Annotated in this window: 22 protein-coding genes and 1 tRNA gene; 8 read left to right on the top strand and 15 right to left on the bottom strand. The window is 63.2% G+C overall.

Going from position 1 to position 21,066, the window contains the following annotated elements:
• Positions 1-55 precede the first annotated feature (55 nt).
• Complete coding sequence (gene rhaS, locus AC1D1B_RS25180; RefSeq protein ID WP_181056220.1) at positions 56-1,051, bottom strand: rhamnose ABC transporter substrate-binding protein; 996 nt, start codon at positions 1,049-1,051, stop codon at positions 56-58.
• Positions 1,052-1,106: 55 nt separating this feature from the next.
• Complete coding sequence (locus AC1D1B_RS25175) at positions 1,107-1,910, bottom strand: DeoR/GlpR family DNA-binding transcription regulator (RefSeq protein ID WP_112397709.1); 804 nt, start codon at positions 1,908-1,910, stop codon at positions 1,107-1,109.
• Between the two features lie 184 nt (positions 1,911-2,094).
• Between AC1D1B_RS25175 and AC1D1B_RS25170 the strand changes: the two genes are divergently transcribed.
• From AC1D1B_RS25170 to ggt, 3 genes are all read left to right on the top strand, one after another.
• On the top strand, positions 2,095-4,197 hold the full coding sequence (locus tag AC1D1B_RS25170) for a bifunctional rhamnulose-1-phosphate aldolase/short-chain dehydrogenase (protein ID WP_477335379.1): 2,103 nt from the start codon (positions 2,095-2,097) through the stop codon (positions 4,195-4,197).
• A gap of 108 nt (positions 4,198-4,305) precedes the next feature.
• A complete protein-coding gene (gene rhaI, locus AC1D1B_RS25165; RefSeq protein WP_477335377.1) occupies positions 4,306-5,598 on the top strand; it encodes an L-rhamnose catabolism isomerase in 1,293 nt (430 codons plus the stop codon).
• Between the two features lie 228 nt (positions 5,599-5,826).
• A complete protein-coding gene (ggt, locus tag AC1D1B_RS25160; RefSeq protein ID WP_477335375.1) occupies positions 5,827-7,566 on the top strand; it encodes a gamma-glutamyltransferase in 1,740 nt (579 codons plus the stop codon).
• Positions 7,567-7,582: 16 nt separating this feature from the next.
• Here ggt and AC1D1B_RS25155 read toward each other — a convergent pair whose 3' ends face one another.
• The 3 genes from AC1D1B_RS25155 to AC1D1B_RS25145 all read right to left on the bottom strand — a co-directional run bounded on the left by AC1D1B_RS25155 (position 7,583) and on the right by AC1D1B_RS25145 (position 11,297).
• Entirely contained in the window at positions 7,583-7,927 is a 345-nt protein-coding gene (locus tag AC1D1B_RS25155; RefSeq protein ID WP_477335373.1) for a hypothetical protein, read from the bottom strand.
• Positions 7,928-8,097: 170 nt separating this feature from the next.
• On the bottom strand, positions 8,098-9,438 hold the full coding sequence (locus AC1D1B_RS25150) for a sigma-54-dependent transcriptional regulator (RefSeq protein ID WP_477335371.1): 1,341 nt from the start codon (positions 9,436-9,438) through the stop codon (positions 8,098-8,100).
• Positions 9,438-11,297: a sensor histidine kinase gene (locus tag AC1D1B_RS25145; protein WP_477335369.1), complete on the bottom strand. Its 1,860-nt coding sequence runs from the start codon at positions 11,295-11,297 to the stop codon at positions 9,438-9,440. Before AC1D1B_RS25145 ends, AC1D1B_RS25150 begins: the two co-directional genes overlap by 1 nt.
• A 239-nt stretch (positions 11,298-11,536) precedes the next feature.
• On the opposite strand from AC1D1B_RS25145, the gene AC1D1B_RS25140 reads away from it, so the two are divergent.
• Together AC1D1B_RS25140 and AC1D1B_RS25135 are read left to right on the top strand one after the other, a co-directional pair.
• Positions 11,537-12,871 (top strand): dicarboxylate/amino acid:cation symporter, encoded by a 1,335-nt coding sequence (locus tag AC1D1B_RS25140; RefSeq protein ID WP_477335367.1) that lies wholly within the window; start codon positions 11,537-11,539, stop codon positions 12,869-12,871.
• 145 nt (positions 12,872-13,016) lie between these two features.
• Positions 13,017-13,598, top strand: a complete 582-nt coding sequence (locus tag AC1D1B_RS25135) for a histidine phosphatase family protein (RefSeq protein WP_477335365.1) — start codon at positions 13,017-13,019, stop codon at positions 13,596-13,598.
• A gap of 30 nt (positions 13,599-13,628) precedes the next feature.
• On the opposite strand, the gene AC1D1B_RS25130 is transcribed toward AC1D1B_RS25135, so the two are convergent.
• Positions 13,629-14,381 carry a pseudouridine synthase gene (locus AC1D1B_RS25130; protein ID WP_477335426.1) on the bottom strand — a complete coding sequence of 251 codons (753 nt, stop codon included), beginning with the start codon at positions 14,379-14,381 and terminating at the stop codon, positions 13,629-13,631.
• Between the two features lie 351 nt (positions 14,382-14,732).
• On the opposite strand from AC1D1B_RS25130, the gene AC1D1B_RS25125 reads away from it, so the two are divergent.
• Entirely contained in the window at positions 14,733-14,942 is a 210-nt protein-coding gene (locus AC1D1B_RS25125; protein ID WP_477335363.1) for a hypothetical protein, read from the top strand.
• A gap of 78 nt (positions 14,943-15,020) precedes the next feature.
• On the opposite strand, the gene AC1D1B_RS25120 is transcribed toward AC1D1B_RS25125, so the two are convergent.
• Positions 15,021-15,479: a hypothetical protein gene (locus tag AC1D1B_RS25120; protein WP_477335361.1), complete on the bottom strand. Its 459-nt coding sequence runs from the start codon at positions 15,477-15,479 to the stop codon at positions 15,021-15,023.
• Between the two features lie 190 nt (positions 15,480-15,669).
• On the opposite strand from AC1D1B_RS25120, the gene AC1D1B_RS25115 reads away from it, so the two are divergent.
• Together AC1D1B_RS25115 and AC1D1B_RS25110 are read left to right on the top strand one after the other, a co-directional pair.
• Positions 15,670-15,927 carry a DUF982 domain-containing protein gene (locus tag AC1D1B_RS25115; RefSeq protein ID WP_477335359.1) on the top strand — a complete coding sequence of 86 codons (258 nt, stop codon included), beginning with the start codon at positions 15,670-15,672 and terminating at the stop codon, positions 15,925-15,927.
• Between the two features lie 67 nt (positions 15,928-15,994).
• Positions 15,995-16,588, top strand: coding sequence for an SOS response-associated peptidase (locus tag AC1D1B_RS25110; RefSeq protein ID WP_477335357.1), 594 nt, complete (start codon positions 15,995-15,997; stop codon positions 16,586-16,588).
• 101 nt (positions 16,589-16,689) lie between these two features.
• Here AC1D1B_RS25110 and AC1D1B_RS25105 read toward each other — a convergent pair.
• The 8 genes from AC1D1B_RS25105 to AC1D1B_RS25070 all read right to left on the bottom strand — a co-directional run bounded on the left by AC1D1B_RS25105 (position 16,690) and on the right by AC1D1B_RS25070 (position 20,967).
• Positions 16,690-16,765, bottom strand: a tRNA-Phe gene (locus tag AC1D1B_RS25105).
• Between the two features lie 371 nt (positions 16,766-17,136).
• Positions 17,137-17,328: a DNA gyrase inhibitor YacG gene (gene yacG, locus AC1D1B_RS25100; RefSeq protein ID WP_023669280.1), complete on the bottom strand. Its 192-nt coding sequence runs from the start codon at positions 17,326-17,328 to the stop codon at positions 17,137-17,139.
• Positions 17,325-17,951, bottom strand: coding sequence for a Maf-like protein (locus tag AC1D1B_RS25095; RefSeq protein WP_477335355.1), 627 nt, complete (start codon positions 17,949-17,951; stop codon positions 17,325-17,327). The genes yacG and AC1D1B_RS25095 overlap by 4 nt, the downstream gene beginning before the upstream one ends.
• A gap of 18 nt (positions 17,952-17,969) precedes the next feature.
• Positions 17,970-18,188 carry a translation initiation factor IF-1 gene (infA, locus tag AC1D1B_RS25090; protein ID WP_006200926.1) on the bottom strand — a complete coding sequence of 73 codons (219 nt, stop codon included), beginning with the start codon at positions 18,186-18,188 and terminating at the stop codon, positions 17,970-17,972.
• A 97-nt stretch (positions 18,189-18,285) separates the two neighbouring features.
• Entirely contained in the window at positions 18,286-18,750 is a 465-nt protein-coding gene (locus tag AC1D1B_RS25085) for an arsenate-mycothiol transferase ArsC (RefSeq protein ID WP_477335424.1), read from the bottom strand.
• Positions 18,738-19,223, bottom strand: a complete 486-nt coding sequence (locus tag AC1D1B_RS25080) for a UPF0262 family protein (protein WP_436258270.1) — start codon at positions 19,221-19,223, stop codon at positions 18,738-18,740. Before AC1D1B_RS25080 ends, AC1D1B_RS25085 begins: the two co-directional genes overlap by 13 nt.
• Positions 19,224-19,229: 6 nt before the next feature.
• Positions 19,230-20,522: a histidinol dehydrogenase gene (gene hisD, locus AC1D1B_RS25075; RefSeq protein ID WP_477335353.1), complete on the bottom strand. Its 1,293-nt coding sequence runs from the start codon at positions 20,520-20,522 to the stop codon at positions 19,230-19,232.
• Between the two features lie 10 nt (positions 20,523-20,532).
• A complete protein-coding gene (locus AC1D1B_RS25070) occupies positions 20,533-20,967 on the bottom strand; it encodes a DUF2948 family protein (protein WP_477335351.1) in 435 nt (144 codons plus the stop codon).
• Between the last annotated feature and the right edge of the window lie 99 nt (positions 20,968-21,066).

The raw sequence follows: 21,066 nt of genomic DNA, 5'->3' as shown, positions 1-21,066 counted from the left end.
TTTAAAGTCGCGGCGGGATTTTGGTCCCGCCGCGTAAGATCGAAGGACGCCAGGATCAATAGATCTTGGAGAACTTTTCGATGTTGGTCTTGTCGAACTGGAAGGGTGGAGCCATCGCAGCCGAGTTAGAGTCGTCGAGCGTGACCTTGCCGACGCGGCCGATGGACAGTGTCGCGCCAGGCTTCGCCTCTTCCTTCTTCACCGCCAGGTCATGCGCGAGGTAGACGGCGGAGTAGCCGAGGTCGATCGGGTTCCACAGCGCAACCGCCTGGCTGGAGCCGTTGTCGATGAACTTCTTGAACTCGGACGGCAGTGCCAGACCCGTGACATTGACCTTGCCGATCAGGTTCGCGTCGGTGACGACCTGGGCTGCGGCAACGACGCCGACGGTGGTCGGCGCGATGATCGCCTTGAGGTTCGGGTAAGACTTCAGCAGGCCCTTGGCTTCGTCGGTGCTCTTGGCCGAGTCGTCGTCGCCATAGACGGTGGCGACGAGTTTGATCTTGGGGAACTTCTCCGGCAGGATTTTCTTGGCCGCGTCGATCCAGGCGTTCTGGTTGGTTGCGGTCGACGAAGCCGACAGGATGGCGACCTCGCCGCCTTCGGGCAGATAGTCGGCGGCGAGCTTGATGATGGTCTCGCCGATCAGGCCGGTGTCGGACGGGTTGAGGTGCAGCTGGCGGCCTTCCTTGGCGACGCCCGAATCCCACGAGATGACGGTGATGCCGCGCTCCATCGCCTTCTTCAGCACCGGCACCAGCGCGTCGGCGTCATTGGCCGAAATCGCGATGGCGTTGACCTTCTGCGCGATCAGCGAATTGACCACTTCGATCTGCGCTTCGGCGGTCGCCTTGGTCGGGCCGGTGTAGATGATGTCAACATCGCCGAGTTCCTTGGCCGCCTCTTCGGCGCCCTTGTTGGCGGCATCGAAGAAGCCGTTGCCGAGCGACTTCACCACCAGCGCGATCTTGACGTTTTCGGCATAGGCGGCATTCACGAACATGGCGGCCGAGAATGCCGCCGTCACCATCAATTTCTTCAAGAAGCTCATCGTGTTTCCTCCCTTGAGCGTTGCATTTCATCGCCGCTGCGGGCGCGAGTTGGTCTCAGGCCTGCAGCGAAGATTCTTCCTTTGCCGATTTGCGGGCGACGATCAGCGTCACACCCGCGGTCTCCAGCATGTTGGCTTCGCGATCCTCGATGCCGTCATCGGTGATGACGGTGGCGATGCGCTTGAGCCCGCACAGGATCAGGCTGGAGCGCTGGCGGAACTTCGAGGAATCGACCAGAACCACCAGCTCGTCGGCCTGGTCGATCAGTTTCTGCTCCGCCTGGATCAGCAGCGGATCGCCTTCCATCAGGCCGAGCGGGCCGAGCCCCTGCGCCCCCATGAACATGCGGCGCGCATAGAAATTGCGCGTCACGTCATTGTCGAAGGGCGACAGGATGATGTTCTGCTCGCGGTAGATGGTGCCGCCCGACAGCATCACCGTGTTCTTCGAGTGCTTGAGCAGATGCTCGGCGATCGGGAACGAATTGGTGAAGATCGGCATGCGGCGGCCGGTCAGGAAATGCACCATCTGGAAGGTCGTGGTGCCGCCATTGATGATGATCGGCTCGCCATCCTTGCACAGCTCGACCGCTTCGCGCGCAATCGCGCGCTTCTGTGAGGCATTGAGCGTTTCATTGACGGAGAAGGGCCGGCCGGCGAGGCCGATGAACTGTGGTGGCGAGATCGCCTCGGCGCCGCCGCGCACCCGGCGCAGGCGTTTTTGCACGTGGAGAGCCGCGATGTCGCGCCGGATCGTCGCCTCGGAAGAGTCCGTCAGGTCGACCATTTCCTGCACCGTCACCACAGGCTTTTCCTGGACGGCGGACAGAATGATCCTGTGGCGCTCTTTTTCGTGCATGGTTCCTCCCTGCACGGTCATGAGGCACTAGAAAACAACCAGTGTCAATCATTTCCAGTCATATAATTTCATTGTGCAGTGCAATATGATCGATCTTGATCGTTTATGATTGACAACGGACCTGCTTGCGTAGACATTTCCGGCAAAATGGACTGCGCCTTTTTGCGTCCCAGGGAGGATAATCATGCTCGACAAGCGCTCCGGCTCGCGCCTTGCCAATCTGTGGGACGATGCGAAAGCCGAAGGGCTGAGCGAGCCTGAGCTTCTGGTCTATCGCTCGAACACGCTCGGCTCCGACAAGCGCGTCACCAACTATGGCGGCGGCAACACCTCGTCCAAGATCCGGCAGAAAGACCCGCTCACCGGCGCTGACGTCGAAGTGCTATGGGTCAAGGGCTCCGGTGGCGACAGCGCCTCGATCAAGCTGGACGGCTTCGCAACGCTCTACATGGACAAGCTGCGGGCGCTGAAAGGCCTTTATCGCGGCGTCGAGCACGAGGACGAGATGGTCGGCTTCCTGCCGCACTGCACGTTCAATCTAAACCCACGAGCGGCCTCGATCGACACGCCGCTGCACGCCTATGTGCCGAAGCCATTTGTCGACCATATGCATCCCGATGCCATCATCGCGGTTGCCGCCGCGAAGGATTCCAAAGCGCTGACCAAGGAGATCTTCGGCGATGCCATCGGCTGGCTGCCGTGGAAGCGGCCGGGCTTCGAACTCGGCCTGTGGTTGGAGAAATTCTGTGTCGAACATCCCGATGCCAAGGGCGTCATCCTGGAAAGCCACGGCCTGTTCACTTGGGGCGACACCCCCAAGGAGTGCTACGAGACGACGATTTCGGTCATCAACCAGGCGATCGAATGGTTCGAGCGCCGCTCCGAAGGCCTCGCCATCTTCGGCGGCGAAGTCGTCAAATCGCTCGACGCTGTGGAACGCCGCGCCATTGCGGCAAAACTGATGCCGAGGATACGCGGCCTGATCTCGGAAAAGAGCCACAAGCTCGGCCATTTCGACGATTCCGCCGCCGTGCTCGAATTCGTCAACTCCAGGGATTTGCGTCCGCTGGCCGCCCTTGGCACCTCATGCCCGGATCACTTCCTGCGCACAAAAATCCGGCCGCTGGTGATCGAGTTCGATCCGGCAAAGCCCGACGTCGATGCTGTCATCGCGCGCCTCGCCGACGACATTGCCGCCTATCGTGTCGGCTACCAGGCCTATTACGACAGCTGCAAGCATCCGGATTCGCCCGCCATCCGAGATCCCAATGCTGTCGTTTATCTGATGCCCGGCGTCGGCATGTTCACCTTCGCCGGCGACAAGGCGACGGCGCGCATCTCCGGCGAATTCTACGTCAACGCCATCAACGTCATGCGCGGCGCATCGACCGTCTCATCCTATGTCGGCTTGCCTGCACAGGAAGCCTTCGACATCGAATACTGGCTGCTCGAGGACCTGAAGCTGCAGCGCATGCCGAAGCCGAAATCGCTCGCCGGCCAGATCGCTCTTGTCACCGGCGGCGCCGGCGGCATTGGCCGCGCCACCGCCAACCGCCTGCTGCGCGAAGGCGCCTGCGTCGTGCTGGCCGATATCGACGAGACGGCACTTGCCAGCGCCAGTGACGAGTTGTCGAAGGCCTATGGCAAGGACTTCGTCCGGCCGGTGCTGATCAACGTCACCGCGGAGGAACAGGTCGTCTCCGGCTTTGCCGAAACATCGGTCGAGTTCGGCGGCATCGACATCCTTGTCTCCAACGCAGGCCTTGCTTCCTCGGCGCCGATCGAGGAGACGACGCTGGCGCTGTGGAACAAGAACATGGACATACTGTCGACCGGCTATTTCCTGGTCTCGCGCGAAGCCTTCCGGCTGTTCCGCGCCCAGAAGATCGGCGGCAATGTCGTCTTCGTTGCCTCCAAGAACGGCCTTGCCGCCTCGCCCAACGCCGCCGCCTATTGCACCGCCAAGGCGGCCGAGATCCATCTCGCGCGCTGCCTGGCACTGGAAGGCGCGGAAGCCCAGATCAGGGTCAATGTCGTCAATCCGGACGCCGTGCTGCGCGGCTCGAAAATCTGGACCGGCGAGTGGAAGGAACAGCGCGCCGCCGCCTACAAAATGTCGTCCGACGATCTGGAGGAGCACTACCGCTCGCGCTCGATGCTGAAGCGTTCGGTGTTTCCGGAAGATATCGCCGAAGCGATCTATTTCTTCGCCTCCGACATGTCGGCCAAATCCACCGGCAACATCATCAACGTCGACGCCGGCAACGCGCAGAGCTTTACGCGCTGAGCAAGTGGTGGAGCGCTCCCCTTCTCCCCGTCACTATACGGGGAGAAGGTGGCCCGAAGGGCCGGATGAGGGGCAGCGCTGACAGAACGCATTTGGGAGGAATTGCACTTGTCCGAAACCATCATTTCCGCCGACCTCGTCGCCAAGCACAACGCCGCCCGCAAATCCGACCTCGAGAGCGACTACGCCTCGCTTGGCGAACGCCTCGACCGCCGCGGCATCGCCATCGACTCCATCCGCGACAAGGTCGAGAAATTCGCCATCGCCATCCCGTCCTGGGGCGTTGGCACCGGCGGCACCCGCTTCGCCCGCTTTCCCGGCGCCGGCGAGCCGCGCGATATCTTCGACAAGATCGAGGACTGCGCCGTCATCAGCCAGTTGACGCAGGCGACACCGACCGTCTCGCTGCACATTCCTTGGGACAAGGCCGATCCGAACCGGCTGAAGCAGGCGGCCTCGCGTTTCGGCCTCAGCTTCGACGCCATGAACTCCAACACCTTCTCGGATGCTAGGGACCAACAACTCTCCTACAAGTTCGGTTCGCTGTCGCATGCCGATGCCGGCACCCGCCGGCAAGCGGTCGAGCACAATCTCGAATGCATCGAGATCGGCAAGACGCTTGGTTCCAAAGCGCTGACGGTGTGGATCGGCGATGGTTCGAACTTTCCTGGCCAGGTCAATTTCGCCAAGGCCTTCGAACGCTATCTCGACGCGATGAAGCAAGTCTATGCCGGCCTGCCCGCCGACTGGAAGCTGTTCACCGAACACAAGATGTATGAGCCGGCGTTCTATTCCACCGTCGTGCAGGATTGGGGCACCAATTACATGATCGCCAAGGAGCTCGGCGACAAGGCGTTCTGCCTGGTCGACCTCGGCCACCATGCGCCCAACGTCAACATCGAGATGATCGTGTCGCGGCTGATCCAGTTCAAGAAACTCGGCGGCTTCCACTTCAACGATTCGAAATATGGTGACGACGATCTCGACGCCGGTTCGATCGACCCCTACCGTCTGTTCCTCGTCTTCAACGAACTGGTCGACGCCGAACTTTCGGGCGCCGAAGGTTTCGACCCCGCCCATATGCTCGACCAGAGCCACAACGTCACCGACCCGATCGAAAGCCTGATGCTGTCGGCGGTCGAGGTGCAGCGTGCCTATGCGCAGGCGCTGCTGGTCGACCGCAAGGCACTCGAAGGCTTTCAGGACGGCAATGACGCGCTGATGGCGACGCAGACACTGAAAGCCGCCTACCGCACCGATGTCGAGCCGATCCTGGCCATGGCGCGGCTGAAGACCGGCGGCGCCATTGATCCGGTCGCCGCCTACCGGGCGGCGGGCTACCGGGCGAAGGTCGCGGCGGAACGGCCGGCGGTTGCGGGTGGCAGCGGCGGGATTGTTTGAGTTTGGCTAATCTCCCTCGAGGGGGGGAGATTAGCAATTCCGACGCCTAGCCTTCTCTTCAACGCCAAAGATTGGCGAAACCTTGGATAGATATCCAATCTCCCCCCTTGCGGAGGAGATGTCCGGCAGGACAGAGGGGGGTGTGACGTATCGCCGACCGTCACTATTGACTGGACTCATCCATCCCGAGGGTCTTTCCTAGGCGCACCCAATGCCAGGAGCACCGCCATGCCCTTGACCCGCCGGACGCTGATTGGCGTCACCCTTTCGCTCGCAATTGCGCTCGCGCCTTCCGCCGCTCTCCATGCCGCTTCCCCGCAGCCGTCCAAGGGCGAGCACGGTATGGTTGTGACCGCCCAGCATCTGGCGTCGGAAGTCGGCGTCGAGGTGCTGAAGAAGGGCGGCAATGCCGTCGATGCCGCGGTCGCCGTCGGCTATGCGCTCGCGGTCCTCTACCCTAATGCCGGCAATATCGGCGGCGGGGGGTTCATGACCATCCGCTTCAAGGACGGCAAATCGACCTTCCTCGATTTCCGCGAGCGCGCGCCGCTTGCGGCAACCAAGACCATGTATCTCGACAAGGACGGCAAGCCGGTGAAGGGCGCCAGCCTCGATGGCTATCTCGCGGTCGGCGTGCCGGGTTCCGTGGCAGGTTTCGAGATGGCGCGCGAAAAATATGGCACGCAGACCCGCGAGGACTTGATGGCGCCGGCAATTGCCTATGCCAAGGATGGCTTCATTCTCGACCAGGGCGACGCCGCCTCATTCGCAAGCAATACCGCTCGGCTGGCGAAGGACCCTGCCGCGGCCGCCATCTTCCTGAAGCCCGACGGCAAGCCCTATGGCGCCGGCGAGCGTCTCCTCCAGCCCGATCTTGCAGCCTCGCTCGCCGCCATTTCCGAAAAAGGCACTGACGCCTTCTACAAAGGCGCCATCGCCGATGCCATCGTCAAGGCGAGCGGCGCCAAGGGCGGCATTCTCGCCAAGGCCGATTTCGAGCAATACGCAGTGCGCGAACTGAAGCCGGTGAGCTGCACCTATCGCGGCTACGAGATCACATCCTCGCCGCCGCCGAGCTCGGGTGGCGTCATCATCTGCGAAATCCTCAACGTGCTGGAGGGTTATCCGCTGTCCTATCTCGGCCCCGGCTCAGCCGATACGGTGCATGTCATGGTCGAGGCGATGCGCCACGCCTATGTCGACCGCAACTCGGCGCTTGGCGATCCCGATTTCGTCGACAACCCGGTCTCGAAGCTACTCGACAACGGGTATGCCAAGGACATTCGCGACAAGATCGATCCGTTCCGGGCGGGGGTCTCTCAGGATCTGATGCCGAAGGGCTTTGGTGAGTCGAAGGAAACGACGCATTATTCGATCATCGACAATGACGGCAACGCGGTCGCGGTCACCTATACGCTGAACGGCTCGTTCGGCGCCGGCGTCGTTGCCGACGGCACCGGCATCCTGCTCAACAACGAGATGGACGATTTCACCCAGAAGCCCGGCGTGCCCAATCTCTATGGTCTGGTCCAGGGCGAGGCCAATGCGATCCAGCCGAAGAAGACGCCGCTGTCATCGATGAGCCCGACTGTCGTGGCCAAGGACGGCAAGCCGTTCATGGTCATCGGCAGCCCCGGCGGCTCACGCATCATCACCATCACGCTGGAAGCCATCGTCAACGTTATCGACCACGGCATGAACATCCAGGAGGCGATCGACGCGCCGCGTATCCACCATCAGTGGCTGCCAGATACGGTCTATGTCGAACCGTTCGGCCTGTCGCCGGACACCGAAAGGCTGCTGTCCGGCATGGGCTACCACCTCGATCTCGCTGATTCGACCTGGGGCCAGGCGGCCGGCATCCTGGTCGGCGGCAAGAGCCTGGCGGAAATCGAGAAGGGCGGCGGCGCCCGCTATAATGGCGCCATCGACAGCCGCGCCAAATCCGGCGAGGCTCTCGGATACTAGATCAAACAAAGATCGATCAGAGGACGAGCGTCAGGGTCGATCCAACCAGCATCAGCGCCGCGATGCCAACGAACAGCGCGTAGATGCGCGGCCGGTCGAGCAGCAGCGCGTTACCCGATATCCAGGCGGCGGTCGCGCCGCCAAGCGCGAACAGGAAGCCGTTGCGGTGGCCGAAGGCCATGGCCGCGGCCATCAGGCCGCCAATGATCAGCGCGCCGAAGACGATGATCACGGCGACGGCGTATTTCTCAAAGTCATTACCACCGCCCATGGCCGGGCCGATTGCGTTCAAATTCGGCAGATCGTCCGGATCGAACGGATTGGTCGACCCATACTCATCTTGACCGACAGGTTCTCGCATCACTCATTCTCCGCTGACCGGCAACAAATCATCAACATCCGCCGAGCGCAACCGGATCGCGCCTTGCCGAAGGCGGCCGATGCGGTCTTCAACACCTTCTGATGCCGACTTGCCACGGTTTTTTCGGACAGGGTTGCAAAATCCGCCATGCTTGGGCTCACACCCCTGAATTACCTGGAAAAATCGCTGCGCACGATGCCGTGCCGCTGCAGCTTGTCGTAGAAGGTCTTGCGCGGGATGCCGAGCGCCTCGATCGTGCGCCGGACATCGCCGTCATTGCGGCCAAGTGTCTCGCGGATCACATCGGCCTCATAGCGTTCCAGGCGTTCCGGTAGCGAACCGGCGGCATCCGATTCTGCCGAAGCGGAAGGCGGCGCCTGACCCACTTCCTCCAGCCCAAGCACGAAACGCTCGGCAAAGTGCGCGAGTTCGCGCACATTGCCCGGCCAGTCATGCTGGCTGAGATAGCGGTGCACCGAAGCAGGCACGGCAGGCATTTGACGGCGGAAGCGGGCGGCTGCACGCTCGGCGAAGTAGAAGAACAGCAGGGCGACGTCGTCGCGGCGTTCCCGCAGCGGCGGGATCGAGATCGTCACCACATTGAGCCGGTAATAGAGGTCCTCGCGAAAGGCGCCGCGCTGGCCGGGGTCGCCGAGATCGACCTTGGCGGCGGCGACGACACGCAGATCCACCGGCCGGATCTCGTTGGTGCCGAGCGGCGTCACCTCGCGCATTTCCAGCACCCTGAGCATCTGTACCTGGGTCGAGGCCGGCATGCTTTCGATCTCGTCGAGGAACAGCGTGCCGCCGCTCGAATGCTCGATGCGGCCGATGCGCTTCTTCTGCGCGCCGGTGAAGGCGCCGGGCTCATGGCCGAACAATTCGCTTTCGATGACGGTATCCGGCAGCGTGCCGCAATTCAGCGCGACGAAATTGCCCCTGGCGCGACGGCTCCAGCGATGCAGCAGGCTCGCCACCACTTCCTTGCCGGAGCCGGTCTCGCCGGTTACCAGCACGTCGACATCGGTGTCGGCGATCTGTCTGAGTGTGCGGCGCAGCCGCTCCATCGCCGGCGTCTGTCCGATCAGCGGCAGCCCGTCCTGCGCCTGCTCGGCGCCCTCGCGCAAAGCCCGGTTCTCCATCACCAGCCGGCGCTTTTCCGCCGCCCGCGCCACACTTTGCGCCAGCCGGTCGGCGGCGAACGGCTTGGTGATGAAATCATAGGCGCCGTCCTTGATCGCCTTGACCGCAACCGCGATGTCGCCGTGCCCGGTGACCAGGATGACCGGAATGTCGGGATCGAGCTGCAGGACGCGGTCGAAGAGCTGCAGGCCGTCGATCCCGGGCATGCGGATGTCGGACACCACCACGCCGGGAAAATTGGCGTCGAGCCCGGCCAGCGCCTCGGCCGCAGTCGCAAAGGCCGACACCGAAAAGCCGGCCAGCTCCAGCGTCTGCCGCGTGGCTCTCAGCAATTCGCTGTCGTCGTCGATCAGGATGACCGTGTCCATCATTGAGCCCTGGCGAGGTGAACGGTGAAGCGCGTGCCGTCTCTGCCGCTCGCCACCTCGATGCGTCCGCCATAGTCGGCGACGATGTCCTGCGAGATGACGAGGCCGAGCCCGAGGCCCTTTTCCTTCGACGTGTTGAACGGTGTAAACAGCGATTTGAGGACGGCGTCCGGAATGCCCGGTCCATTGTCGGCGACGACAAGCGCCACGCCGCCGGCGGTTTCGTCGGCTGATATCAGCACCTTGGCACCGTCGCGGCCCTCCAGCGCTTCCAACGCGTTCTGGAACAGATTGATCAGCACCTGCTCCAGCCGCAGCCGGTTGCCCATCACCTTGAGCGTGGCCGGCGGCAGCGTGATATCGAGCGCCTCCAGCCGGCCGGCAAAACGGCTCCTGAGGAGCACGACCGCGCCTTCGATGACGCCGCGCAATTCGACCGGCTCGGCCGCAGTGCGGCCCTTGCGGGCAAAGGCTTTCAGTTCCTCGGTGATGCCGCCGATGCGCTCGGTAAGTGCTGCGATCGCGCCAAGGTTTTCCTCGGCCGGTCCGCTCTGCTTGCGCTCCAGGAACACGCGGGCATTGTCGGCATAGGCGCGGATGGTCGCCACCGGCTGGTTGATCTCATGCGCGACACCGGCGGCAACCTGGCCGAGGGTGGCAAGACGGTTGGCCTGCACCAGCTCCTGCTGCATGACCTGCAGCTTGGCCTCGGTGCTGCGATGGTCGGTGATCTCGGCTTGCAGCCGGTCGCGTGCGAGGCTGAGGTCATGCGTCCGCTCGACGACGCGGCGCTCGAGCTCGATGCGCGCCGCCTGTTCGGCGGCAATGCGCATCTGCGCCGACTGCCGGCGCCACAGGAGATAGCCGGCCAGCGCCAGCAGCGGCACCACGACGCCAAGCGCCAGCAGCCGCATTTCGCGCACCGCAGCCGCGATCGGCGCTTCGGCCGGGACGAGATAATCCAGCCGCCATGGCGTCGACTGGACCAATGTCGAAAGCCTGAGATATTCGGCATCGCTGCCGCCTGGCGTTATCGCATGCACCATCGACACGTCAGGGCTCAGTGCCTCGGGATGGGTGATCGGCAAGGGGATCAGCGGCGCGTTGCCGAATTGCTGGCTGCCCCGGATGGCGGCAGCCACCGGACCGGCCAGCGGCGCCGTAGTCATGAAGCGCCAGGACGGCACGCTGGCGATCAGCACGACGCCATGGTCGTCGCTCACATAGGCCGGGCGGTTTGCTTCGTGCCAGTCGGCTTCGAGCTGGTCGAACTCCATCTTGACGACGACGACGCCGAGCGGTGCTGCCGCATTGCCGACGCGCCGCGAAATGTAGAGGCCCGGGCGCTTGCTGGTGTTGCCGAGAGCGAAATACTCGGCGGTTCCGGATTGCATGGCGCCGGAGAAGTAGGCGCGGAAACCATAGTCGTTGCCGACGAAGCTGGTAGCCTCGCGCCAGTTGCTGGAGGCAATCGCGAACCCGTCGACACCGGTGACATAGAGCACCGAAGCCTTGGTGCCGGAGACCAGCCCTTCGAGCTTGCGGTTGAGCACGTCGATCGCGACCGCGCCTTTGTCTTGCAGGGCGTCATGCACCTGCTGGTCTTCCGACAAAAGCAGCGGCAGCGCCCGCGGGCTTTCCAGCACCGCGCGCAGCAGCGCAACCTTCAGATTGGCATCGGTGCGGCCTTGCGCCGCCAGCGTTGCGACCTCGGCCCGGCGCGCATAGAGGCCGGCACCGGTAAGCGCCGTCGCCACGATCACCAGAGCGATCGCCGCAAACAGCAGCCAGGCGCGGCGTGCCCGCTTGCCGAGTTGCTCGGGCGTCGATGACAAGGCAGCGGCTGGGCGTTGCAGCATCGCCCATTTGTGCATGATTTCGCACAAAGCACAATTCGCTCATGCGGATGTCCGCACTTCTCCTCAGGCTAACCCAGCGTTTGGTTCTCCAAAATAGTCAATAAAATCAAAGCGCACGGCCGCGCCATGCAGATTGGCACGGCAGTTGCAAAGATCCATTCAGCAGTCGCGAGGCTGCGGAGGTCAAAACAACTGCCCCGGGAGGTCGAGCTTTCGATCGGGGCGCCATGGAGGACGTCATGCAGCCAGCTTTCGCTGCCGCCGAACCGCGCGGCAAGGTACCTTTCTACCGGCATCTTTACGTACAGGTGCTGACGGCGATCGCCGCCGGTGTCCTGCTCGGTCATTTCTATCCCGAACTCGGTGCTTCGCTGAAGCCGCTCGGCGATGCTTTCATCAAGCTGGTCAAGATGGTGATCGCGCCGGTCATCTTCCTGACGGTGACCACCGGCATTGCCGGAGTCTCCGACCTGAAAAAGGTCGGCCGCGTCGCCGGCAAGGCGATGATCTATTTCCTGGTCTTCTCGACGCTGGCGCTGGTCGTCGGCCTGGTCGTCTCCAACGTCGTCCAGCCGGGCGCCGGCATGCACATCAATGCAGCGACGCTCGATCCCTCGAAGGTCGCGACCTTCACCGAGAAGGCGCATGACACGACCATCGTCGGCTTCCTCCTCAACATCATCCCCGACACCATCACCGGCGCCTTCGCGCAGGGCGACATCCTGCAGGTGCTGTTCTTCTCGGTGTTGTTCGGTATCTCTCTCGCTCTGGTCGGCGAGCGCGGCCGCCCGGTCGTCGATTTCCTGCAGGCGCTGACCTCGCCGATCTTCCGCCTCGTCGCCATCCTGATGAAGGCCGCCCCCATCGGTGCTTTCGGCGCCATGGCCTTCACCGTCGGCAAATACGGCATCGGCGCGATCGCCAACCTCGCCTTTCTGATCGGCACCTTCTACCTGACGTCGCTGCTCTTTGTGCTGGTCGTGCTCGGTGCTGTCGCATGGTACAACGGCTTCTCGATCCTGGCGCTGATCCGCTACATCAAGGAAGAGCTGCTGCTGGTGCTTGGCACCTCGTCTTCGGAAGCCGCTCTTCCCGGCCTGATGGCCAAGATGGAGCGCGCCGGCTGCAACCGCTCGGTGGTCGGCCTGGTCATCCCGACCGGCTATTCCTTCAACCTCGACGGCACCAACATCTATATGACGCTGGCGGCGCTGTTCATCGCCCAGGCGACCGACACGCCGCTCACCTATGGCGACCAGATCCTGCTGCTGCTCGTCGCCATGCTGAGCTCCAAGGGTGCCGCCGGCATCACCGGCGCCGGCTTCATCACGCTGGCCGCCACGCTCTCGGTGGTGCCTACAGTGCCGGTCGCCGGCATGGCGCTGATCCTCGGCGTCGACCGTTTCATGTCGGAGTGCCGGGCGCTGACCAACTTCGTCGGCAATGCGGTCGCGACTATCGTCGTTGCACGCTGGGAAGGTGAGCTTGACCAGACCAAGTTCGCCGCCGCCATGGCCGGCACATTGTCCGAGGAAGCCGACCTGGCGCTGTCGGGCGATCTGCAGCCCGCCTGATCTCCCAAGGCGTTCGACCTCAAGGCCGCAGCCGGTTTCGCCGGCTGCGGCTTTTTTCTTTCTGAGCCGGCGTGCAGCGTGGCTGGTGCAGGCCACGCCTTCCCGGCTAGGGTGCGGGCGATTTCCAGACCCGAAAGGCCCGTGCATGAGCAACGCGTTTCCCGAGATCTACCTGGTCCGTCACGGCGAGACCGAATGGAGCGCTTCGGGAAAACACACCGGCCGCACGGACATACCGTTGACACCAAAGGGCGAGGCGGCCGCGCGCGGCGTGGCCGACCGGCTCAAGGGCCTGTCCTTCAAGGCTGTATGGTCAAGCCCGTCGCAGCGCGCCTTCAACACCTGTACGCTGGCCGGCTTCGGCGCTTCCGCCGTCAAGAAGGATGATTTGCAGGAATGGGACTATGGCGCTTATGAGGGCGTGAAGACAAAAGAAATTCTGGCTGAGCGCCCCGGCTGGCAATTGTTTCGCGACGGCTGCCCCGGCGGCGAGGCTGCGGCGGATGTCGGCGCCAGGGCCGACGCAATCATCGCCGGGCTGCGCGCCATCGAAGGCAGCGTGCTGGTGTTTTCGAGCTCGCATTTCCTGCGTGTGCTGGCCGCGCGCTGGCTCGGCCTGCCGCCTGAGGGCGGCTCGCACTTTGTGCTCGACACCGCCAGCATCAGCATCCTCGGCTACGAGCACGATTTGACCGAGCCGGTCATCCGCAAGTGGAACCAGAAATAGTCCTTCGCAACATCACCACGTCCGTGGCTCTCAGGTCGCGAGCAACGCCAACTCCTCTGCCGTCAGATGCCGCGCCTGACCCTTGGCGAGTTCGCCGAGCAGCAGACCGCCGATCGCCACCCGAACCAGCCTCAGCACCTCGATATCGAAGGCACCGAGCAGGCGGCGAATCTGGCGGTTGCGGCCCTCATCGAGCACGATCTCCAGCCACGCGGTGCGGCCGCCGCTGCGCAGCACGTCGATCGAGCTTGCGGTCAGCAGTTCGCCATCGACGGCCACGCCTTCACGAAACCGCGCCAGCATCGCCTCGTCGGGCACGGCCCCTATCTGCACGTGATAGGTCTTGTCGACATGCGACGCCGGATCGAGCAGGCCATTCGCCCAGCGCGTGTCGTTGGTCATCAGCAATAGGCCTTCGCTGGCCTTGTCGAGGCGGCCGACCGGCGACACGAAAGGCAGGTCGAGCCCGATGAGGCAGTCATAGACGGTGCCGCGCCCCTGCGGGTCGTCGCGGGTGGTGACCAGCCCGCGCGGCTTGTTGACCATCAGATATATCTTTGCCCCGGCAACGACGTGCTCGCCGTCGACGGTGATGCGGTCGCGGCTGAGATCGACGCGCAGCGACGGATCGCGCACCACCTTGCTGCCGACCCGCACGCGCCCCTCGGCGATCAGCAGTTCGGCCTGCTTGCGCGAGCACAGGCCGAGCTTGGAAAGCGCCCGGTTCAGGCTGACGCCTGCTCCCGGGGCCGGTTGTCGGGTAATATTGGGCGGCTGCGCCATAATCCTGTTTTGCGTCAAAATGAGCGGCAGCGACAGATGCCACGCGGCGCGATGGTGGCGCAACATGCCGTAGTGCAAACATCAAGGTTCGCCGGAGCGAAAGGTACAGAGATGTTCTCGACAGAAGCCGAGTTCTCCAGGGGCGTCGGGTTCAGCGCCAACCATGGAACGCGGCCTCGCGAAAGACGTTGTTGCTGACGAGCGATCCGTCGCGAAGGGCATTGGTATGAAGAAAATCTACGAAAAACCGATACTCGTGAAGCGAGGAAGGCTCACCAGCGCGACAGCTCAGATTGTCGCTTCCGGGGTCATTTTGGGTGAATAATCCGCGGATGACAGACGGATAAACAGATGAGCGATCGCGACGTTGATTTTCTGCAAGGCTGGATACACGAGCACCTGCCGGGCGAACTGACTGCCGACAAGGCAACGGCTCGAACGCTGACCGCGCGGGCTGCCCTGGATGCTCGGCATTTGGGACTTGAGGTCAGCGAGATCGAAGAGCATTTCGGTTCGCTGGAACGGGTGATTTTCGAGGCGCTCGATCAGCCCGATATCTGAGCTCATCGCAGGCGCATACCGGCCCATCGCCTTCTCGGCGGTGGGCTTTTCTATGATTGCATCCGTGAGTGCACAGCCCTATGCAGCACGCACCGATTGCGCTGCCCGCGCCGGCGGCAGTTCGAACACAGTGGCGCCGTTCTCCTGGCCGCTTTCGACATAACCGATGACGCGGAACCATTTGGCGACGTCGGCCCGCTGCAGCCAACTGCGCGAGCGGATCGGAAGGTTGCCGGCGAGCGCCTGGATATGGCGGATGTGGCGCCTGCAGAAGCGGACCGTCACGGCGTTGAAAAACCCCTCCTGCGCGGCAAACAGCGTGTCGGCGGCGTCGCTGCTCTCATGCCAGGCGATGATCGCCACCGTCTTGTCGCCCTCGACCAGCGCGTGGGCGCGGCCTTCCTTCAAGTTCATCATCAGGTTGTCGTAGGCGACCTTGCTGTCCTTGCCGGCGGCCACATACTCGTCCGACATCCGCGTGGACAGATCCCGGAAAACACCTTCGAGATCGCCGATCGTAGCTGCGCGTGCTCTCATTTCTCCTCCTGCAGCCCCGGCAGGCAGTTTGCCCTAAGAAGAGGGGATCACCAAGCAAATCAAATCCACCATTTGGCCGATGCGCGCAAAGTGATTTTCGGCCGCGGGATTTTCTTGCGTTGGTAAGTCGCCCTGTGGAACCGAACGGGCTCCCCCGAATTGACTAGCGACCGCGTTCGGGAGGGAAAACATGCAAGACCAGCATTTCGATGAACCGGTTCGCGTGGCGCTCGGCAGGTCCAGAAACACGATCTACAAGGTGGAGCGTGTCGCTCAGGCCGCTGACATCCTCATGAACCGCTGGCCTGCGAAGACGGGCCGCTATCACGTCGCCGCCCGCAAAGCCTGCCTTGGCGTTCTCGAAGGGTTGAAAGAGGCACACTATGCCCGCGCGGCCTTCGTCAATGCGGCGATCGAGGCCGATATTCTGGTTGAGCGTGACGCCTAGCCCGCTGCTTTTCATCGCTGCCTCGTTTGCCGTATCGTAGACGGACAGTCCGGGGCAGGAGCCTCTTATGTGCAACGACTACGAGCAGCATATTCTCTGGGCTGAGTATTGCCGGATGCTGGAATCGTTGGCACTCGAGATCCCGACCCACCAAACCGAACTTGACCTGCCGCAGGCGGACGACATCCACATCAATGATCCGGCCCCGATCATGCGAGCCGCCGGCGGCGTTGTTGAACTGGCCTCGATGACGTTCGGATTTCCACCGGCCGGACCAAAAGGCGGACCCGTGTTCAACTTCCGCTCCGAAGGTCGGCAATTCGCCGGCAGCAAACGCTGCCTCGTTCCGGCATCCGCCTTCTTCGAATTCACGGGCACGAAGTATCCGAAGGCGAAACATCGCTTCATCCTAAACGGTTCTCCGTTCATGGCCATCGCAGGGCTTTGGCGTGAAGCCGTCGGCAACAAGCCGCCCAGCTTCAGCATGCTGACGACCGAGCCGGGACCGGATATCGCGCCCTATCACAATCGGCAGGTCGTGGTTCTTCAGCCTGAGAATTGGTCCGCCTGGCTCAATCTGACGAAGCCGGAAGCCGAATTGTTACAGCCACTTCCGACCGGCTCGCTGGGTGTTGAGACTGTGCGACCCGAAAGTTCATAGCTCGGTTGCGAAGGGACATCGGCTCACTCGGCGGCCCCAATTCAAGAAGACGCGCAGCCGCCGGTACGAAGTCAGGCACTTGATTTCTTCAGGGAAAGAGATGGTGCCCAGAGGCGGATTCGAACCACCGACACGCGGATTTTCAGTCCGCTGCTCTACCAACTGAGCTATCTGGGCCTCGCCGGCAAACGAGATATCGTTGGCCGGATTTCAGGAAAGCGCCTTGGGCGCCCCTTGAAAGCGCGTGGGTTATAGCACGGGAATCCGGCCTGTCCAGCGCCCAAGGGTCAATTTTCCGGGGCAATTGTCGCAGATACATGACCGGGCTCGACCGGCGTCGGCAAAGCAGCAATTGCGCCGGTCGGCAAAGTGAAATTGTCGACGTCGGTGACGCCCCTTATCCGTCTGCCGGCACGTGCCCTTCGCTGTCGCTTCGGGCGTTCGTCGTTCGAAAAGCCAAGCAATTGGCTTTTCGTCCGCTGCGCGGACCACGCCTCACCCCCGTGAACGGAGCGAAGGGGGTTGGCCGCAACGCTGCCGCCTAAATCCTATTTCGGCTCGTCGCTCTCGTCCTCGTCATCCCTTGCGGTGATGACATAGGCGCCCTTCAGCCAGCGGTTGAGGTCGATGTCCTTGCAGCGCTTCGAGCAGAAGGGATAGGTCTCGCGCGCCGATGGCTTGCCGCATTCGGGGCAGGGGCGCTTCGGGCGCAGCGGCGTGACCTTATCGTCCAGGCTCATGGCCGCGCGGTGTGCCAGTTGGTGTGGACCTTGAAGCCTTCACCAGACAGCAGTGCCACCGTCTCGTAGAGCGGCAGGCCGACGATGTTGGTGTAGGAACCGACCAGCTTGACGACGAAGGAACCGGCGAGACCCTGCACGGCGTAGCCGCCGGCCTTGCCGCGCCATTCACCCGACGCGACATAGGCGTCGATCTCCTCGCGCGGCAGCCGCTTGAAGCGGACCCTCGATTCAACCAGCCTTTGGCGCAGTTTGCCGCCCGGCGTGATCAGGCAGATGCCGGAATAGACCCGGTGCGAACGGCCGGACAAGAGGCCAAGGCAATTGGCGGCGTCATCCAGCGTCTCGGCCTTGGGCAGGATGCGGCGCCCCACAGCGACCACCGTGTCGGCGGCCAGCACGAAGCCCGGCGCATAGTCTTCCTCGCTCTTCAGCGAGGCCAGCGCCTTCTCGGCTTTTTCCTTCGACAGACGTTTGGCCAGCGAGCGCGGATGTTCGGCGCGCAGCGGCGTTTCGTCGACATCGGCCGGCAGCACGCGGTCCGGCTCGATGCCGGCCTGTTGCAAAAGCTCGATCCGACGCGGTGAACCAGAAGCAAGCACCAGCTTTTGCAAAATGCTCATTCTGGTTACAGCCGGCTGTTACTTGAAACGGTAGGTGATGCGGCCCTTGGTCAGGTCATAGGGCGTCATTTCGACCAGGACCTTGTCGCCGGTCAGCACGCGGATGCGGTTCTTGCGCATGCGGCCGGCCGTATGGGCGATGATTTCGTGTTCGTTTTCGAGCTTCACCCGGAACATCGCGTTCGGCAACAATTCCGTCACGACACCCGGAAACTCGAGGACTTCTTCCTTCGGCATTCGATACCTTTGCTTGGATGGCAGTTCCGGCGTCCTGGAGCGCCCAGGCCGGAATTTCGGCGGAACCTATATGATAATCGTCCGCTTGTGAACACGCTTAATCCGCCGCGTTTTTTGCTTCTGGAAGCAAAAAACGTCGGCTAATCCGCGTTTTCAGCCGCTCACGCACGTCGCGGTAGCTGGCCATGATCTGCTCGCGCCTGCCGCCGACATCGGTCGGGTCCGGCATCGGCCAGTATTCGACGTCGACGGCAAGCGAGCGGGTGAGTTCGAGCGCCGCATGGTGCGCTTCCGGCGCCAGCGTGACGATCAGGTCGAAATAGTCGTCCTCGAGATCGTCCATTGCTCTCGGCTGGCGCTCGCCCAGCGTCAGGCCTTCTTCGGCCAGCACCGCATCGACAAACGGATCGCGCTCGCCCCTGTGCAAGCCGGCAGAGGCAACGAAAGTGGCCGGCGGCAGCATGCGTCGCGCCAGCTGCTCGGCCATCGGCGAGCGCACGGCGTTCATGCCGCACAAAAACAGGATAGAGCGGGGCAGCGCGGCCAGGGTTAACCCCGCCAGTGCAGCACGCAGACCAGCGTGAAAAGCCGTCGCGCCGTGTCGAAGTCGATGTCGATCTTGCCGGCAAGCCGGTCCATCAGCGTCTGCGAGCCCTCATTGTGCAGACCGCGCCGGCCCATGTCGATCGCCTCGATATGGCTCGGCGTCGAGGAGCGGATGGCGTCGTAATAGCTTTCGCAGATTAAATAGTAGTCCTTGACGATGCGCCTGAGCGGCGTCAGCGACAGGATGTGGGTGACGACGGCCGCACCGTCCTCGCGGGCGACCGCAAACACCAGCCGGGATTCGGCCAGCGACAGTTTCAAGCGGTAGGGGCCGGCGCCGTCATCATTGACCGGCTGAAAGCTGTTTTCCTCGATCAGGTCGAAGATCGCCACCGCGCGCTCATGTTCGACGTCCGGCGTCGAACGGCCGATCGATTCGTCGAGTTCGACGTCGATCAGTCTTGCGCGGGTTGGATCGCCGTCCGCCATGGCCGCCTACATGTTCAGCCGGATGGCGACGGAGCGGCCATGCGCGTCGAGGCCTTCCGCCTTGGCCAGCGCAATCGCCGCCGGCGCCAGCGCCCGTAACTGCTCCGGCCCGAGCTTCAGGATCGATGTGCGCTTGACGAAATCGAGCACCGACAGGCCCGACGAGAAGCGCGCCGAGCGCGCCGTCGGCAGCACATGGTTGGAGCCGCCGACATAGTCGCCGATGACTTCGGGCGTATGGCGGCCGAGAAACACGGCGCCTGCATTGCGCATTTTCGCCAGGAAACCCTCGGCATCATCGATGGCAAGCTCGACATGTTCGGCGGCGATGCGGTCGACCAGCGGCAGCGAGGCCTCGATGGTCTCCACCAGGATCACGGCGCCGAAATCGCGCCAGCTGGCAGCCGCCGTTTCGGCGCGCGGCAGGCTCTGCAGCTGCCGCTCGACCGCCTGCTCGACGGCTTTGCCGAAGGCCGGATCGTCGGTGATCAGGATCGATTGCGCCGACACGTCGTGCTCGGCCTGCGCCAGAAGATCGGCGGCGATCCAGTCGGGATCGTTGCTGCCGTCGGCGACGACCAGCACTTCCGACGGGCCGGCGATCATGTCGATGCCGACCGTGCCGAACACCTGGCGCTTGGCGGCGGCGACATAGGCGTTGCCGGGTCCGACGATCTTGGCGACCGGCTTTATTGTTTCGGTGCCATAGGCAAGGGCCGCGATCGCCTGCGCGCCACCGACGCGGTAAATCTCTGAAACGCCAGCCATGTCGGCCGCCACCAGCACAAGCGGATTGATGACGCCGCCCGGCGCCGGCACGACGATGACGATGCGCTCGACGCCGGCCACCTTGGCCGGCACGGCATTCATCAGCACCGAGCTTGGATAGCTGGCCGTGCCGCCGGGCACATAGAGCCCGACCGCCTCGATCGCCGTCCAGCGCGAGCCCAGCTCGACGCCGGCGGCATCGGTATAGCGGTCATCCCTGGGCTTTTGCCGTTCGTGATGGGCGCGGATGCGGTCGCGGGCAAACTTCAGCGCCTCGACTGTCTGCGGGTCGGCTTCTTTGTAGGCTTTAGCGATGTCGTCCCTCGAGACGGCGATACCGAGTTTGTTCAAGTCAGCCTTGTCAAACTTCAGTGTGTAATCGATCAGCGCTGCGTCGCCCTCGGCACGCACCCGCGCGATGATGGCGCGCACCGCATTGTCGACGTCTTCCGACACTTCCCGCTTGGTGGTCAGGAAGGCGGCGAAACGCTGTTCGAAACCGGCGTCGGACTGGCGGAGCGTGATGGCCATCGGCTGCGCTTTAGCCCCTGTGCAGCGGACGTGAGGTGGCTTCCCACGCGCCGCCTATATCGGCAAGCCGCGCCTCGATGCATTCGACGTCGAGCATGATGGCGCCGCCGCCGGAAAAGACCAGCTCGACAATGCCTGCTGGCTTGCTGATCTCGACAAAGCTGATTGCCAGCAGCGACAGCACCTCGGCCGGCCGATCGCGGGCAATGCCGCTGGTCTTGGCGCCGAGCACGCGATCGAAATGCAGCACCGCCTGGCGCCGCTCATTGTGCTGGCTGAACAGCGCGGACTTGGCCTCCCAGACGAAGCGGTTCATGGTCAGCAGGAAACGCTTGGCCGAAGGCAGGTATTCGAGATCAGAGACCTTCATCACGGCGTCCTGGACGTGGGCCGAGACAATGCTCAGATCCTGATCGTCGAGCGCAATGAGTTTGAGGGCTGCCATTCCGGATGCACACCTGACGTTGGTTTCAGCCTTCTGTTAGGCGGTCTTGGCGATCCGTGCAACCGCGCCAATGGCTGCAGGTTTGCGCTGCCCCTCATC

The organism is Mesorhizobium sp. P2_C5_2 (assembly GCF_056404535.1).
This window is presented reverse-complemented; position numbering and strand designations above follow the sequence as displayed.

What these genes read in the sequence shown, in the direction of transcription:
- AC1D1B_RS25120 (WP_477335361.1), bottom strand. Translation starts at nt 15,479, where the DNA reads ATGAGAGCACGCGCAGCTACGATCGGCGATCTCGAAGGTGTTTTCCGG.
- AC1D1B_RS25070 (WP_477335351.1), bottom strand. Translation starts at nt 20,967, where the DNA reads ATGGCAGCCCTCAAACTCATTGCGCTCGACGATCAGGATCTGAGCATT.
- AC1D1B_RS25115 (WP_477335359.1), top strand. Translation starts at nt 15,670, where the DNA reads ATGCAAGACCAGCATTTCGATGAACCGGTTCGCGTGGCGCTCGGCAGG.
- yacG (WP_023669280.1), bottom strand. Translation starts at nt 17,328, where the DNA reads ATGAGCCTGGACGATAAGGTCACGCCGCTGCGCCCGAAGCGCCCCTGC.
- hisD (WP_477335353.1), bottom strand. Translation starts at nt 20,522, where the DNA reads ATGGCCATCACGCTCCGCCAGTCCGACGCCGGTTTCGAACAGCGTTTC.
- rhaS (WP_181056220.1), bottom strand. Translation starts at nt 1,051, where the DNA reads ATGAGCTTCTTGAAGAAATTGATGGTGACGGCGGCATTCTCGGCCGCC.
- infA (WP_006200926.1), bottom strand. Translation starts at nt 18,188, where the DNA reads ATGCCGAAGGAAGAAGTCCTCGAGTTTCCGGGTGTCGTGACGGAATTG.
- AC1D1B_RS25110 (WP_477335357.1), top strand. Translation starts at nt 15,995, where the DNA reads ATGTGCAACGACTACGAGCAGCATATTCTCTGGGCTGAGTATTGCCGG.
- AC1D1B_RS25095 (WP_477335355.1), bottom strand. Translation starts at nt 17,951, where the DNA reads ATGAGCATTTTGCAAAAGCTGGTGCTTGCTTCTGGTTCACCGCGTCGG.
- AC1D1B_RS25140 (WP_477335367.1), top strand. Translation starts at nt 11,537, where the DNA reads ATGCAGCCAGCTTTCGCTGCCGCCGAACCGCGCGGCAAGGTACCTTTC.
- AC1D1B_RS25150 (WP_477335371.1), bottom strand. Translation starts at nt 9,438, where the DNA reads ATGGACACGGTCATCCTGATCGACGACGACAGCGAATTGCTGAGAGCC.
- AC1D1B_RS25080 (WP_436258270.1), bottom strand. Translation starts at nt 19,223, where the DNA reads ATGGCGGACGGCGATCCAACCCGCGCAAGACTGATCGACGTCGAACTC.
- AC1D1B_RS25145 (WP_477335369.1), bottom strand. Translation starts at nt 11,297, where the DNA reads ATGCTGCAACGCCCAGCCGCTGCCTTGTCATCGACGCCCGAGCAACTC.
- AC1D1B_RS25135 (WP_477335365.1), top strand. Translation starts at nt 13,017, where the DNA reads ATGAGCAACGCGTTTCCCGAGATCTACCTGGTCCGTCACGGCGAGACC.
- AC1D1B_RS25170 (WP_477335379.1), top strand. Translation starts at nt 2,095, where the DNA reads ATGCTCGACAAGCGCTCCGGCTCGCGCCTTGCCAATCTGTGGGACGAT.
- AC1D1B_RS25155 (WP_477335373.1), bottom strand. Translation starts at nt 7,927, where the DNA reads ATGCGAGAACCTGTCGGTCAAGATGAGTATGGGTCGACCAATCCGTTC.
- AC1D1B_RS25130 (WP_477335426.1), bottom strand. Translation starts at nt 14,381, where the DNA reads ATGGCGCAGCCGCCCAATATTACCCGACAACCGGCCCCGGGAGCAGGC.
- AC1D1B_RS25175 (WP_112397709.1), bottom strand. Translation starts at nt 1,910, where the DNA reads ATGCACGAAAAAGAGCGCCACAGGATCATTCTGTCCGCCGTCCAGGAA.
- ggt (WP_477335375.1), top strand. Translation starts at nt 5,827, where the DNA reads ATGCCCTTGACCCGCCGGACGCTGATTGGCGTCACCCTTTCGCTCGCA.
- AC1D1B_RS25125 (WP_477335363.1), top strand. Translation starts at nt 14,733, where the DNA reads ATGAGCGATCGCGACGTTGATTTTCTGCAAGGCTGGATACACGAGCAC.